This is a genomic window from Pseudidiomarina sp. CB1 (assembly GCF_024752025.1).
Classification (GTDB): domain Bacteria; phylum Pseudomonadota; class Gammaproteobacteria; order Enterobacterales; family Alteromonadaceae; genus Pseudidiomarina.
Genome location: NZ_JANTPU010000001.1, coordinates 1438332 through 1452453 on the forward strand (window position 1 = coordinate 1438332; position 14122 = coordinate 1452453).

The following is a 14122-nucleotide window of genomic DNA, read 5'->3' on the forward strand; positions in this document are numbered from 1 at the left end:
ATGCAACTTATCATTGTCAGTGGCCGCTCAGGTTCCGGAAAAACCATTGCCTTGCGCGTACTCGAAGATCTTGGCTTTTATTGCGTCGATAATCTACCGATCATGCTGTTGCCGACGCTCGTGCATGCCATCCAAGATCAATACGAGAGCGTTGCTGTTAGCGTTGATGTCCGTAATTTGCCCGCATCACCCGACGATCTTAGTGACGCGCTCGATTTCTTACCTGACAAGATAAAACCTGAAATTCTGTTTCTTGATTCGAATGACAAAGTGCTGCTACAGCGATTTGGTGAGACTCGGCGTCTGCATCCGTTATCGCGCAACGAAATGCCGCTGAACGAAGCTTTGCAGACCGAATCAAAGCTGCTCGAACCATTGGCGGAGCGCGCCACTTGGCGTATTGAAAGTAGTGAACTAAGCGTCCACCAATTGAGCGAGCAGGTAAGTGAGCGCGTACTCGGTCGCGCGGCATCTCGGCTCATCGTCGTGTTTCAGTCGTTTGGTTACAAATATGGCCTGCCGCCCGACCTGGATTACGCTTTTGACGCCCGTATTCTGCCGAACCCGCATTGGGAGCCAGAACTTAAGCCACTCACCGGCAGCGATCCCGCGGTGCAACATTTTTTTGCGCAACAACCTTTAGTCACTAAGTTTATTCACCAAGTCGAAACCTTTCTCGAAACTTGGCTGCCGTATTTTCAGCGCAGTAATCGTAGCTACCTCACGATCGGTATTGGCTGCACCGGTGGTCAGCATCGTTCGGTTTATATTGCCGAGCAACTGGCTGAACGCTTCACTGATTACGAATTCAAAGTGCAAGTCCGGCACCGTGAAGAGAGTCGCCGCAAATGACTCAAGAAGCGCGCAAGCCTGCCGTTATTCAAAATAAGCTTGGGTTACACGCTCGAGCGGCAACCAAGCTGGTCAAACTAACCCAACAGTTTGATGCCAAGGTTGCCATTATCCAAGACGAACGTGAAGTCGATGCATCGAGTGTCATGTGCTTACTGTTATTGGCGAGCGGCCAAGGTAAGGAAATTGAAATCATCGCTCGAGGTCCAGAGGCCCAAGCTGCTGTCGATGCCGTTGCCGCGCTCATTGAAGCGCGCTTCGACGAAGAAGCTTAATCACTTTCGCTACTGACGAATTCCAAGAAATAAGATAAACTCCTCATATTCATAGGAGTTTTCTCATGCTTGCAGAAGTCGCTGAAAAAGAGTTTGCCGAACAACGGCTCCAAGATGTGACCGAAGCGCTCGCCCGTGGAATGTACGTGCAGGCGCGGCGGCAGCTGCATAATTTGCCGGCATGGGATGTCGCACTCCTCCTCGAATCTTCACCACCCAAAGCGCGTGCCATCATTTGGCAGCTGGTCGATGCCGACGAGCACGGTGATATCCTCGAAGAGCTTTCTGAAGAAGTACAAAAATCGGTTATCCGCCAAATGGCGCCAGAAAAACTGGCCGCCGCCACCGAAGGCATGGATACCGATGACCTTGCTTACGTTTTGCGTGGCCTTCCGGAGCAGGTCTATCAAGAAGTACTGAAGTCGATGGACGAGCAAGATCGTCATCGCGCCGAGAAAGCATTGTCCTATGAGGACGAAACCGCCGGTTCAATGATGAACACGGACACCATCACCTTGCGTCCAGATGTCACCATTGACGTAGTCATGCGCTATTTGCGCTTGAAGGGCGAGCTCCCAGAGGCCACCGATAAACTTTACGTGGTCAATCGCGACGACCAATTTATTGGAGAGATTTCGATTTCGCGCCTAGTCACCGTGGACCCATCTAAGTTAGTCAGTGACGTGATGGAAGCCGACGTGCAGAGCATTCCGGTTGATATGGATGAAACCGAAGTAGCGAAACTGTTTGAACGGCAAGACTGGATTTCTGCTCCAGTGGTCGATGCGGAAAACCACTTACTCGGTCGTATCACCATCGATGACGTGGTCGACATTATTCGTGAAGATGCGCAACACTCGATGCTCAGCATGGCGGGTCTTGACGATGACGAAGATACCTTTGCTCCGGTGTGGAAAAGTACGCGGCGCCGCTCGGTTTGGCTCGCTGTTAACTTAGTCACCGCATTGTTGGCTGCCGCCGTTAGTTCAATGTTCGAAGATATCTTGGCGCAAATGGCGATCCTTGCCATTCTTAACACCATCGTGCCAAGCATGGGCGGTATCGCCGGCTCACAAACGCTCACCTTGGTGATCCGTGGTATGGCACTAGGCCACATCGGCCCCAGTAACCAACGTTGGCTGATCGGCAAAGAACTCGCTATCGGAGCGCTAAACGGTGTCATTTGGGCCTTACTTATTGCCGCGGTGGTGGCCGCCTGGAAGCAAGACTTGGTGATTGGGGGGATTATCGCTTTCGCGATGATGGCGAACTTACTTGCCGCAGGCTTGGCTGGCGTTACCGTGCCGCTGATTTTGAAAAAGTTCGATATCGACCCAGCGTTGGCCGGTGGTGTTATTCTTACCACCGTGACCGACGTGGTCGGGATCTTTGCCTTCCTTGGCACCGCAACCTTGTTACTGGGCTGAGCTGTTAGTTCCCGGCAACGTGCATGCTCTCGAGCAATACTGAGCCAGTACGCACGCCATGACGTAAATCGGTATCGTTGCCGATGGCAACAATCGTTCGCAGCATATCCTGCAAGTTTCCAGCGATGGTAATTTCTTCGACCGGGTACTGAATTTCGCCGTTCTCGACCCAAAAGCCAGCAGCACCGCGCGAATAGTCGCCATTCACCAGATTCACGCCCTGCCCCATAAGTTCAGTAACCAGTAAGCCGGTACCCATGGTGCGACACAGATCCGCGAGGCTCTGGTCACTTTGCGAAACCTGCCAAGTATGAATACCACCAGCATGCCCCGTCGGCGTCATCTGCATTTTACGTGCGGCGTAACTCGTCAGTAGGTAACTTTGTAATACGCCTTTATCAACAATAACTCGGTCACTGGTCGCAATACCTTCGTGATCAAATGGCGAGCTTGCTAATGCGCCCGACAAATGCGGCGTCTCTTTTATGGTCAACCAATCGGGCAAGACAACTTCACCGAGTTTGTCGAGTAAAAAGCTCGACTTACGATACAAGTTGCCACCACTAATGGCGCCAACAAAATGGCCGAATAAGGTGTTGGCAATATCAGCACGAAAAATGACCGGTACCTTTGCGGTATTAATTTTACGTGCACCTAACCTTGCTAACGTTTCATGTGCAGCTTGCTCAGCCACATGCTCTGGCGATTCCAAATCAGCGGTAGCACGCGCAACGGTGTAGGCATAGTCGCGTTGCATCGCTTCGCCTTGCTTACCAATCAACGAACAACTCAGCGCGTGGCGTGACTGCAAATAACCATCTAAAAAGCCGTGACTATTGCCGTATACTCGATAACCGACATGGCTGCTGTAGCTTGCGCCATCAGAGTTTACAATACGCTCATCAAGCGCCAAGGCGTGACGTTCGCACTGCAAGGCCTGAGCCAAGGCATAATCGGCGGATTGATCACCTGGGTGACACAGATCGAGCTCAGGTACATCGCGGGCCATCAGTTCGGCCGGAGCCAAGCCTGCAAAAGGATCAGGCGACGTGTAACGAGCGATTTCTAAGGCTTTTTCGACACTCGCGCGAATCGCCTGTGCTGATAAGTCAGTCGTTGACGCAGACCCTTTCTGTTGACCTTTGTACAGCGTAATTCCTAACGCACCGTCTTTATTAAACTCGACGGTCTCGACCTCACCTAGACGGGTCTCCACACTAATCCCGCGACTACGTGTTAACGCGCACTCCATGGCTGAAGCACCCAACTTTTTACCATAAGCGAGGGCATCGGCTACCGCCTGTTTTACCTCGGCTAATTCTGTTTGTAGCTCTGCTATTTCTGGTTTCAAACTAAACTCCATTGGTTGCTTGGTGCGTTGCCTGTTAAACTATGTCGGTAGCACAGAGGACATACCATGCACGATAGTCACGACTTCGACCAAGACGACGCTCAACTCGTCAGTAAATCTCAATTAAAACGTGAAGCAGAAGCTCAGCAAGCGCTGGGTACGAAACTTGTCGACTTGCCCGCTGGCAAGCTGGAAAAGATTCCTCTCGACGAAGCCCTACTTGACGCTATTCAGTTGGCACAGCGTATTCGCAACAAGCGCGAAGGCTTTCGCCGACAACTGCAACACATTGGCAAAATGATGCGCAATCGTGACACTGCTCCTATTGAGCAGGCGTTGTACGAACTTGAAAACGCCCATCATGAGCAAAATGCTTTATTTCATCAGCTCGAAAAGCAACGCGATGCGATTTTGGCTGAAGGCGATAGCGCTATCCAAGACTTTTTGGAAACCTATCCACACGCTGACCGGCAAAAGCTACGGCAGCTGTATCGCCAAGCGCAAAAGCAACAGCAGCAAGGCAAACCGCCCGCCGCTGCGCGCGAGCTCTTCAAGTACTTACGCGAAGTGACCGCTGCTTAAGCAGTGCCACCTACGGTCAGGGCATCCAACTTCAAGGTTGGTTGCCCAACGCCAACTGGCACACTTTGACCGTCTTTACCACACACACCGACACCGCTATCAAGGGCAAGATCATTGCCTACCATTGAGACCTGTCGCATTGCCTCAGGACCATTACCAATCAAGGTAGCCCCTTTCAGCGGCGCGGTAATTTTGCCATCTTCGATTAAATAAGCTTCGGACGCTGAAAAGACAAATTTGCCCGACGTGATATCGACTTGGCCACCGGCAAATTGCGGCGCATAGACGCCGCGTTTGACACTGCGAATAATATCTTCAGGACTCGCCTCGCCACCTAACATGTAGGTATTGGTCATACGTGGCATCGGTAAGTGCGCATAGGACTCGCGACGGCCATTCCCGGTAGGTGCGACATCCATCAAGCGTGCATTCATTTTATCCTGCATATAACCAACCAGGCGCCCTTTCTCAATTAGAACGTTATAACCCGCCGGCGTACCTTCGTCATCAACGGTAAGCGACCCACGGCGATCTGCCAACGTACCGTCGTCGACAATAGTGCACAATTCCGAGGCAACCTGCTCGCCGATCTTACCGGAATAGGCCGATGCGCCCTTGCGATTGAAATCACCCTCAAGTCCATGGCCAACTGCCTCATGCAGCAACACGCCTGGCCAACCTGAACCAAGAACGACCGGCATAGTGCCAGCCGGTGCCGGTTGCGCTTCAAGGTTTACCAACGCTTGTCGCACCGCTTCTTTGGCATAGCTTTGCCAGCGTGGCTCGGCCCCAGCCTGCTCGTTGGTAAAGAAATACTGGTAATCCACTCGCGCGCCGCCGCCCGCACTACCGCGTTCACGACGGCCATTTTGTTCGGCCAATACCGTACAGTTGACGCGCACCAATGGACGTACATCCGTCGCTAGTGTGCCGTCGGTAGCGATGACCAAAACTTCATCATAACTACCACTGACGCTGGCAATAACTTCAACGATACGGCTGTCGAGTGAACGCGCATAAGCATCCATTTCACGCAGTAATGCAATTTTTGCCGCTTCATCGAGGCTACCTAATGGATCCAGCCCTTGGTACCGTGGCGCACCTTGTACTGCCGTAGGAAAGTGTATTTTGTTCGCCTGGCCAGCGGTAACAATCCCGCGCGCTGCCGCAGCAGCTTGTTCCAGCGCAACTGGGGTGATTTCGTCGGCATAGGCAAAACCCGTTTTATCTTCGTGTAATGCGCGCACACCAAGACCCGTCTCAATGTGAAAACTGCCAGATTTGACGATGCCGTCTTCCAACACCCACGACTCGTTGCGACTATGCTGCAAATAGATATCTGCATAATCGATACTGCCGGTATAAAGCCCTGCTAAACGCTGTTGCAAGCGTTCAAGATCAAGCTCGTTTGCGGTCAATAAATTATCAATGACCTGATTGTGTTCACTCATGAATTACCTTCTTACTACGGGCAAAATGTTTTGCCACTGGAATATTGCTACGGATCGGTTGCAAGCTATCAAGCTCGACACTCGCCGTAGCTAAGCAGGGACTCGTTACCCCATCACATTCGCTGACTACGTTGCCCCAACCATCGATGATCAATGCATGGCCATAAGTTTCACGGCCATTCGCATGAGTGCCAACTTGCGCACCAGCGACCACGAAACATTGCTGCTCAATCGCTCGTGCCCGCGTCAACACCTGCCAATGCGCGGCGCCGGTGACCTTGGTAAAGGCCGAGGGTAACGCAATAATAGCTGCGCCCTTATCGCGTAACGCCCGAAACAACTCGGGAAACCGCACATCATAACATACTGCAAGACCCAGCGTGCCAAACTCGGTAGCCACCGTAACCACCTCCTGCCCTGCCTCGGTCCACTTGGACTCACGATACGTTTTGGTGTTATCCGCGACATCGACGTCAAACAAGTGGATTTTGTTGTAGCGCGCCAAACACTTACCATCAGGCCCAAACAATAATGATGCGGCGGAAAATTTCTCAGCGGTTTGGTCGTCAACAATCGGCATCGTCCCGACCAACAAATAAATGCCATGCTGCGCCGCCAGCTGCGCTAATTGTGCCTGCAAGGGCGCTGTTTCGCTGTAGAGTTCGGCATAGGAACGTTGTTGTTTATCGCCCGCGCCAAAACACAAACAGGCTTCTGGCAAGACGACCAATTGCGGTCGAGCGGCGGGAAGTTGCTGCAGTAATTGTTCAATTATTTTCAGATTCTGCTGCGGCTCTGGCAGGCTGGTCATTTGCACCGCTGTCAGTTGAACTTTCTTGTGCTGCTGCATCAGGCTCCTCCTGCGGTAGTTGGTCGACGGGAATCGGCACTTCACGACTGTCACGTGAAACCTCTTCAACGATGGGTTCGTCGATTGTGCCCGAAATCTTATATTCTAAGCGACTTATGACTTGCGCGTCTTGCAGCATCCGATCGATAAGCAATGCGGCAAGGCCCGAGGGCGGATTCACCATCCACGCTAAAATAACCGGCAAGCTGGATGTCACTTTAGGCACGAAGTACAGCTGGTAATCAATCGCATTGGTGACCAAATTACTGATACCGCTAATTTCCATATCGCCAGCAGACCCATTCATGCGCGCCTGCTCAGTACTGACGACACCGTCGTCAATGGCGAACTGTCCAGCAAACTCTGTAAAGAACAAGCCATTGGCAAAGATATCGCGAAAATCAAACTGTAATTTACGTAAGATACTTTCCAGGCTCAACATCGAGAAAATGCGTGCGCCGCCATCGCTGACGTCGTTCAGATAACCTTGCCCTAAACGCCAGTTCATACTGCCATCGAGTGAGGCAACATTAAAGGCTTCTGGCGTACCTTGCCAAGCCAGCTCAAAATCAAAATCTGCAGGACTGTCTTGCACGATCGAGGTAATGTCATAGTCGCTCAGAAAGTTACCTAAGTCCTCACTGTTAAAGGTTCCGGTGACCGCGGTGACCGCAGCTTGGTCGGCGGTTGCTAATAGCCAGCGCAATTGCGCATTGAGTTCATGTTCGCCATTACGGATACGAATATCATCAAGGCGAACCAGCTCGACATCCGGTACCAGACGGAAGGAAACTTCACCTAAGTCGTAAGCGCCGTAACTGCATCGCTTACAATCAAATTGAAATTCGGGCCAGCGGCTGAAATCCTGCGGTGCCGCCGCCTCTGCAACTTCGGCAACAAGCTCTTCAGCGACTTGCTCAGGTGCCACCGGTGCCGCCAATTCGAAATAGTCCGCGCTGATTTCAACGCGCTCGCTGCGATCCCTAAACGCTGGCCAATAACTACCTTGCATGACGGCCTCTTGCGCCCGCCAATTAAAGCGCCACGTGTCGATAATTTCCTGCTCCACAGGCTCTTCTTGCGGCCACAATACAATGGCATTGTCATGCATACGATGTTCGCCAAATTCAAGTGTTGCGACTTGCACCTCAATCACATCTGGAATTGGGCTCGCAAAATGACGTTGCCGATCGCTGGCGATTTGCTGTTCGCTCCACCACTGCTTAATGTTGGCAATGGTATCCAGCCACTGCGCAGCGTCGGCTTGGCCTAAGCCTACCTCCAACGGGAATTGCGGGTTGAGGCCTAATAGATCGGGGTTGGGCAATTGCCCCACGCGTTCACCAATGCGGCCATAACCTTGTTGCAGTACCGATGCGTCACCGTTGTATTGCAGTTCCAACAAGCTATGCTCGCCGAGCGTACTGTTAATTAGCAAACTTTCAGGGCCACCTGAGACCTGCAATTGCCAAGGCATGGCTTCGCCGATAGCCACCGCAAACGGTTCGGGCAAGGTGAGTTCAAGGGCATTGAGATCGGATTGTTGCTGCCAATGAAAGGAGTAGCCGCCCGCCTCGGGCAACGACAAGGCCAGTTGACCGTGCCAAGCGAATTCGCCGTTGGCAATTTGTGCAGTGGTCGGCTTTTGCTCAGCCAACTTCGTCATCGACCACAAGGCGTCAATCGCTACCTTTACATGATAATCTTGTTCGCGCGCTCGACCTTCGAGTGTTGCGGTCACCGGAAGTTGTTGCCAAGCAAAAGTTAAGTTTTCGGCGTCGATAACATCATTGCGGTAATGAATCCGCCCACGCAGATCAGTAAAGTTTTCACCTAAGCTGTCCACATAGAGGTCATTCCCTTCCAGATCGGCGTACCCTTCGGCAACCACTTGCTGGCTATTGTCTAACGGAATCGTCAGCTGCAAGGCGCCACGTAATGGTCCAGACAGCTGCAACTCAGCAAGTGTAGTACCCAATGAATCCGCTAGCGGACTTGCCGCAAATAAGGGCTGTAAACGTTCACTGGGCCCCGTGATTGCGCCTTCAATCGTCAGCGTCGACGGTTGGGCAAGAATATCGGCGATTTCAGTATCCACCCGCGGCAGCGTCACGCCCTCAATCACCGCATCGGTGGTGAGTATATGCATACGTTCATTGCCAAAGTGGACATAAGCCTTGGCATCAGTGACGACCGGCCAATTTGGCTGAAACCGATACACTAACTCTTCAATCGATGCCTGGGCACGAAAAACACCAGTCGGCTTTTGGTAGGGAAAGTCCGCCAATGGGCCACGCCACACCATGGCAATATCTGTTGCTGCGCCCTCTAGCAATGCTGTTTGCAAATAGTCATAGAGATCTGCACCCATCGCTTGCGGCATATATTGTCGCAACACATCGGCAGGAATAGGTTCAGCTGCGGCACTGGCGACTTTGGCATCAATATACAGTTCTTGGTCAAAGCGCAAACGCGCTTGCGCGCGAAGCGGCAGCCCTACTAAGTCAAAGCGACTCGTCTCCGCTACGCTTAATTCCCACGTATCGGCGGTTGTGGTAAATCGACCATTCGCAGCGAGCTGTTCAAACCGCCAGGCTTGCCGATCGCTCAGGTAAGCACTACTCATCGAGCTTTCCGCTCCCTGTAACCGCCAGTGACCTTGGCGCCCCGAACCTCGTACATCAAGACTGACGTTGGTTAACCCAGGAATTCCCGCAAAGCTTTGCCAGGCAATGTCGCGCGCGCCAACTTGCCATTGCAGTGGCTCACGAAGCTTTTGTTCGACGCTAACATCGACGGTACCGGTGAACGCTGCTTCTCGCAACTTATCAGCCCACTCTTGCCCGCGACTACCGGTGAGTGTCGCCAGTTGCACCAGTGGCGCTAGGGGCACATCCTCAGCACTCAACGCGTAGTGGTCAGGGGTTTGCAGCCAACTGACCGTGGGTAGCGTCCACGTTGTATCATCTTGCACCAACGTAATCGGGTTGTTATTCACCAACCACCCTTCTTCGCTTGGTCGTAACTTGAGCAAGCCTTTTGGAATAACGAGTTGGTGACGACGTTCTGCGACTTTCCAGTGCAGTTCGTTACGACCTAACTGCAAAATGCCATTACGAAAATCACTTTGGGCGAAGTTCAGCCACATCGTGAAGTTGAATTCCGCTTGCGAGATTTGCGCGTCCACCACTTTTTGCTGCAAGTAGCCGGCAATATCCAAATTCTCGGCACGCACATAAATTTGGCCCGCTAAATCCCGCGGGTCGTTACCTTCAACATCAATGATCACGTCCAAGGAGTTCGCCGCAAGATCCGCCAGTCGCAAGCTGCCAAAGCCTTGGTGCGAGCGCCCTTGGTTGCTCCAGCTCAGACGCTCAATATCCACTGCGTGACGCACACCTAGCAAATTGATCAACTCTAAGCGACTCTCCTCAATCGTCACTTGGTCGAGTTGATTGAGAAAAAACCGCGGCAGCGTATCGGTCAGATCAGCGTTGTCACCGAGTGAAGGGTTGCGTAAGTCATAAGTAAGCTGCAAATTTGCTAAGGTGACTTGCTCAAACTTCAATGACCATGTGCGCAAACTCTGCCAAAAGTTAAAAACCACACGCGCTTCATTGAGTTGAAACTGAGTGGCTTCGCCGGCAAGGCGTTGCACTTCAATGTCTTGCAAAATCAGTTGTGGTCCGGCGCTATTCCAGTCTGCGCCTAACTGACCGACGACAATTTCTGCGGCATAGTTATCGGCAAAAAAGTGTTCGACCTGCTGAGTGACGTCGGGGAGCTGTGGCAGTAAGTAGCGCAATACGCTCAACAACACTGCGAACAACACCAAGGCTGTCGCGATGCTGTAGAGTAAGGTTCGGTAGGCTACTTTTAATGACACTCGCCACATAGGCTCTTTACCAACTACATCATCAATTACATCATAACGACGTCAAACTGCTCTTGGTGGTAGAGCGGTTCGACGGAGATCTTAACTTGCTTACCAATGAACACTTCAAGCTCGGCCAGTGCGTGCGATTCTTCGTTTAACAACGCATCAGTCACCGCAGCCGAAGCGTAAATCACAAAATGATCTGCGGCGTAAGCACGATTCACGCGCACGATTTCGCGCATAATCTCGTAGCACACCGTCTCAACCGTTTTCATGGTGCCACGGCCATTACACACGGGGCATTCAGAACATAACACATGTTCTAAACTCTCACGCGTACGCTTGCGCGTCATTTCGACTAAACCAAGTGAGGTAAAGCCATTAATCGAGGTTTTCGCACGGTCTTTTGCCAACGCCTGTTCAAGACTATGCAACACACGACGCCGATGATCAGCATTTTGCATGTCAATAAAGTCGATGATAATAATCCCGCCCAAATTACGCAGTCGCAGTTGTCGCGCAATGGCCTGCGTCGCCTCAATGTTGGTGTTGAAAATCGTTTCTTCGAGGTTGCGATGGCCGACAAAGCCACCCGTATTGATGTCGATCGTGGTCATCGCCTCGGTCTGATCAATAATGATCGAGCCGCCTGATTTCAGCTCAACTTTGCGATCAAGCGCGCGCTGCACTTCATTTTCAACGTCAAACATATCGAAAATGGGCCGCTCACCAGCGTAGTACTCTAATGCTGTTTCCAATTCAGGAATAAACTCGTGCACAAATTCTTGCAGCACTTCGAACGTAATTTTCGAGTCGACCCGAATGCGCTCAATTTCATCACCGACAAAATCGCGTAAAATTCGGCAAGATAGATTGAGGTCTTCATAGACCATACCGATCTTACGCATGCCTTTGCGACGCTTTTGGAGGGTATCCCAAAGCCGTCGTAAAAAGGCGGCGTCACGGCGTAACTCGGTATCGCTAGCACCTTCGGCCGCGGTACGTACAATAAAGCCACCCTCTTCGTCACAATACGGTTGCGCCGCCTGTTTTAAACGTTCACGTTCTGCTTCGTCTTCAATACGTTGCGAAATGCCCACGTGCGGCGACTGCGGCATCAACACCATGTAGCGCGACGGAATCGTAATATCGGTGGTCAGTCGCGCCCCTTTTGTGCCAAGCGGGTCTTTGACGACCTGCACTAAGATATGCTGACCTGGACGCACTAGCGTTGCAATATCAGGCGCTAAATCTGGGCGCGGTGCGACACCTTCAGCTGCCGACAACGGCGAAACAATGTCAGAGGCGTGCAAAAACGCCGCTTTATCAAGCCCGATATCCACAAACGCAGCCTGCATGCCAGGCAGCACCCGCGCAACCTTACCTACATAGATGTTACCCACCAGCCCACGCTTGGCTTGGCGCTCAATGTGGATCTCTTGCAGTATACCGTTTTCAATTAATGCCACCCGCGTTTCTGTTGGGGTCACATTCATTAATATTTCAGCGCTCATTTCGCTTTACTCTCAACGGCTTGGATTAATTGTTCGGTTTCGTATAACGGTAGCCCCACCACAGCTAAATAGCTACCTTCAATGCGCTCAACAAACTTTGCCGCACGGCCTTGAATACCATAACCGCCAGCTTTGTCGTGCGGCTCGCCAGAACGCCAATAGTCGGCTATCTCCGCGTCCGTAAGTGCCTTAAAATGCACCAAAGTGGTGACCAAGACGACATCCGTTGCACCATTATGGTGCAACGCGACTGCAGTCATAGCTTGGTGGCTACGCCCAGAAAGCATTTGCACCATTCTGTTGAAGTCCGCTTCATCCAACGGCTTTTCTAACACCTGCTCGTCACACACCACAATGGTGTCGGCACCCAGCACCAGTGCGTCGTCATCAACCATCACGGCACCTGCTTCCGCCTTTGTCTTCGCCAATCGTTGCACATAATCTGCAGCGGATTCGTTCGGCTCTTGTTGCTCAGGCACCTCAGGACGTACTACCGAAAAGGGCCGATCCAGTAATTGCAGTAATTCATAGCGACGCGGTGAGCCGGAGGCTAAGACCAGATGCATAAACGACTCCTGAAGGTTTTAACGGATCAGATAGCGGCGACGATAACGGCGCAAAATCAAAAATAACCAAGGCCAAATAATGGCCGAAGAAAGCACCGGGTAAAGGTACGGCAGATTAAACACGGCGTCGTTGAGCACGTGTTCAAGTTCATAGACGATAACGCGTTTCACAAAAATTAAGACACCGACAATCAGCAATTGTTGCGTCAGTGAATAATTTCGAATGCGCTGGAAGTGGCGCAAAGCTGGGTAAGCCATCAGTACCAACGCGGTAGCATAGATGCCAAAGGTACTCCCCATCAAAATATCCGTCAGCAGGCCCATGATGAGCACAGTCCCGAAACCCACACGATGGGGAATCGCGATCAACCAATAAATCAGTACCAGACTCACCCAATCCGGCCGCCAAGGCTCCAATACCGCAGGAATCGGCATAATAGTTAACACCAATGCCAGTACGTAACTAAATAGTAACGGCAACAGCCCTGATTTAACCCACATCGTTCACCTCGTCGGTTTCCACCGCGTCTTCATAGATGGGTTGTTCTTGGGCATCCGCCGGCCACAACAGCAATAGCGTACGCACCCGGTCAAGCTGGGCAAACGGTGTGACGAAGACTTGTGCGTACTGAAGACGTTCATCCCGGTTAATCACACTGATTTCTGCAACTGGATACCCTTCGGGGAAAACGCCACCGAGTCCCGATGACACTAGGACATCACCTTCTTTCAGCTCGGTACTATGCGGAATAAAGCTCAGCTCGAGCTGGGTCAACGAGCCCGTGCCTTGTGCAATCACACGAATATCATTGCGTTCAGCGCGCAGCGAAATCGCATGGCTTTGATCGGCAATCAGCAGGACCCGAGCAGTACTACGCGCGACGCTAATGACCTGACCAACGATACCGCGATTGTCGAGCACCGGCTGACCTTCGTAAACGCCACTTTGATAACCTTTATTAATCACCACTTGATGCGAGAACGGATCGGTAGCGACCGAAACCACCTCAGCAGCCATGCGGCGACTGGCCGCCCGTACTTCGGAGCCCAGCAGTTGTCGCAACCGCGCATTTTCATTTTCGAGAAAGTTGAGGCGCTGTACCGCCATTTGCAAGCCAAGTAATTCATCGCGCAGACGTTGGTTATCTTCGCGCAGCGCCGACCGTGTGGTGGCTAAATACACCAAGCGGTCCATAATTTCTTCAGGTAAAACGGCGAGATATTGCACGGGAGCAGTGGCGGTGCTTAAAAACGAACGCACCGGCTGCATCGTTTGCAGCCGGTGGTCGAGGAACATCAGCGTACCAGCTACAATCAGCGCTAGTAGTAGCCGTGTACTTAATGAAGGGCCGTGTTCAAACAGCGACTTCATGGCGT

12 protein-coding genes are annotated in these 14122 nt (G+C 52.0%); 4 read left to right on the forward strand and 8 right to left on the reverse strand.

Features of this window, described 5'->3' with window-relative positions; all coding sequences use genetic code 11:
• From rapZ to mgtE, 3 genes are all read left to right on the forward strand, one after another.
• The gene (gene rapZ / locus NV375_RS06925) at positions 1-852 is read left to right on the forward strand and encodes an RNase adapter RapZ (protein WP_258807449.1); all 852 of its coding nucleotides are present in this window, start codon (positions 1-3) and stop codon (positions 850-852) included.
• Positions 849-1127 carry an HPr family phosphocarrier protein gene (locus tag NV375_RS06930; RefSeq protein WP_258807450.1) on the forward strand — a complete coding sequence of 93 codons (279 nt, stop codon included), beginning with the start codon at positions 849-851 and terminating at the stop codon, positions 1125-1127. The genes rapZ and NV375_RS06930 overlap by 4 nt, the downstream gene beginning before the upstream one ends.
• Before the next feature lie 65 nt (positions 1128-1192).
• A complete protein-coding gene (gene mgtE / locus NV375_RS06935; protein WP_258807451.1) occupies positions 1193-2554 on the forward strand; it encodes a magnesium transporter in 1362 nt (453 codons plus the stop codon).
• 4 nt (positions 2555-2558) lie between these two features.
• On the opposite strand, the gene pmbA is transcribed toward mgtE, so the two are convergent.
• Positions 2559-3905 carry a metalloprotease PmbA gene (gene pmbA / locus NV375_RS06940; protein WP_258807452.1) on the reverse strand — a complete coding sequence of 449 codons (1347 nt, stop codon included), beginning with the start codon at positions 3903-3905 and terminating at the stop codon, positions 2559-2561.
• 66 nt (positions 3906-3971) lie between these two features.
• Between pmbA and yjgA the strand changes: the two genes are divergently transcribed.
• The gene (yjgA, locus tag NV375_RS06945; protein WP_258807453.1) at positions 3972-4487 is read left to right on the forward strand and encodes a ribosome biogenesis factor YjgA; all 516 of its coding nucleotides are present in this window, start codon (positions 3972-3974) and stop codon (positions 4485-4487) included.
• Here yjgA and tldD read toward each other — a convergent pair.
• Genes tldD through mreC form a run of 7 tightly spaced genes read right to left on the reverse strand, consistent with a single transcriptional unit; the run spans position 4484 to position 14117 of the window.
• Complete coding sequence (gene tldD, locus NV375_RS06950) at positions 4484-5938, reverse strand: metalloprotease TldD (RefSeq protein WP_258807454.1); 1455 nt, start codon at positions 5936-5938, stop codon at positions 4484-4486. The two genes, yjgA and tldD, sit on opposite strands and share 4 nt — an antisense overlap.
• On the reverse strand, positions 5931-6788 hold the full coding sequence (locus NV375_RS06955) for a carbon-nitrogen hydrolase family protein (RefSeq protein WP_258807455.1): 858 nt from the start codon (positions 6786-6788) through the stop codon (positions 5931-5933). The genes tldD and NV375_RS06955 overlap by 8 nt, the downstream gene beginning before the upstream one ends.
• Positions 6706-10683 (reverse strand): YhdP family protein, encoded by a 3978-nt coding sequence (locus tag NV375_RS06960; protein WP_258807456.1) that lies wholly within the window; start codon positions 10681-10683, stop codon positions 6706-6708. The genes NV375_RS06955 and NV375_RS06960 overlap by 83 nt, the downstream gene beginning before the upstream one ends.
• Positions 10684-10709: 26 nt before the next feature.
• Positions 10710-12179, reverse strand: a complete 1470-nt coding sequence (rng, locus tag NV375_RS06965) for a ribonuclease G (RefSeq protein WP_258807457.1) — start codon at positions 12177-12179, stop codon at positions 10710-10712.
• The gene (locus NV375_RS06970) at positions 12176-12745 is read right to left on the reverse strand and encodes a nucleoside triphosphate pyrophosphatase (RefSeq protein ID WP_258807458.1); all 570 of its coding nucleotides are present in this window, start codon (positions 12743-12745) and stop codon (positions 12176-12178) included. The genes rng and NV375_RS06970 overlap by 4 nt, the downstream gene beginning before the upstream one ends.
• An 18-nt stretch (positions 12746-12763) precedes the next feature.
• Positions 12764-13246, reverse strand: a complete 483-nt coding sequence (mreD, locus tag NV375_RS06975) for a rod shape-determining protein MreD (RefSeq protein WP_258239837.1) — start codon at positions 13244-13246, stop codon at positions 12764-12766.
• Positions 13236-14117: a rod shape-determining protein MreC gene (mreC, locus tag NV375_RS06980; protein WP_258807459.1), complete on the reverse strand. Its 882-nt coding sequence runs from the start codon at positions 14115-14117 to the stop codon at positions 13236-13238. The genes mreD and mreC overlap by 11 nt, the downstream gene beginning before the upstream one ends.
• Between the last annotated feature and the right edge of the window lie 5 nt (positions 14118-14122).

Excerpts from the sequence above, each read along its gene's own strand:
- rapZ (WP_258807449.1), top strand. The coding sequence starts at position 1 with ATGCAACTTATCATTGTCAGTGGCCGCTCAGGTTCCGGAAAAACCATT.
- NV375_RS06930 (WP_258807450.1), top strand. The coding sequence starts at position 849 with ATGACTCAAGAAGCGCGCAAGCCTGCCGTTATTCAAAATAAGCTTGGG.
- mgtE (WP_258807451.1), top strand. The coding sequence starts at position 1,193 with ATGCTTGCAGAAGTCGCTGAAAAAGAGTTTGCCGAACAACGGCTCCAA.
- yjgA (WP_258807453.1), top strand. The coding sequence starts at position 3,972 with ATGCACGATAGTCACGACTTCGACCAAGACGACGCTCAACTCGTCAGT.
- tldD (WP_258807454.1), bottom strand. The coding sequence starts at position 5,938 with ATGAGTGAACACAATCAGGTCATTGATAATTTATTGACCGCAAACGAG.
- NV375_RS06955 (WP_258807455.1), bottom strand. The coding sequence starts at position 6,788 with ATGCAGCAGCACAAGAAAGTTCAACTGACAGCGGTGCAAATGACCAGC.
- NV375_RS06960 (WP_258807456.1), bottom strand. The coding sequence starts at position 10,683 with ATGTGGCGAGTGTCATTAAAAGTAGCCTACCGAACCTTACTCTACAGC.
- rng (WP_258807457.1), bottom strand. The coding sequence starts at position 12,179 with ATGAGCGCTGAAATATTAATGAATGTGACCCCAACAGAAACGCGGGTG.
- NV375_RS06970 (WP_258807458.1), bottom strand. The coding sequence starts at position 12,745 with ATGCATCTGGTCTTAGCCTCCGGCTCACCGCGTCGCTATGAATTACTG.
- mreD (WP_258239837.1), bottom strand. The coding sequence starts at position 13,246 with ATGTGGGTTAAATCAGGGCTGTTGCCGTTACTATTTAGTTACGTACTG.
- mreC (WP_258807459.1), bottom strand. The coding sequence starts at position 14,117 with ATGAAGTCGCTGTTTGAACACGGCCCTTCATTAAGTACACGGCTACTA.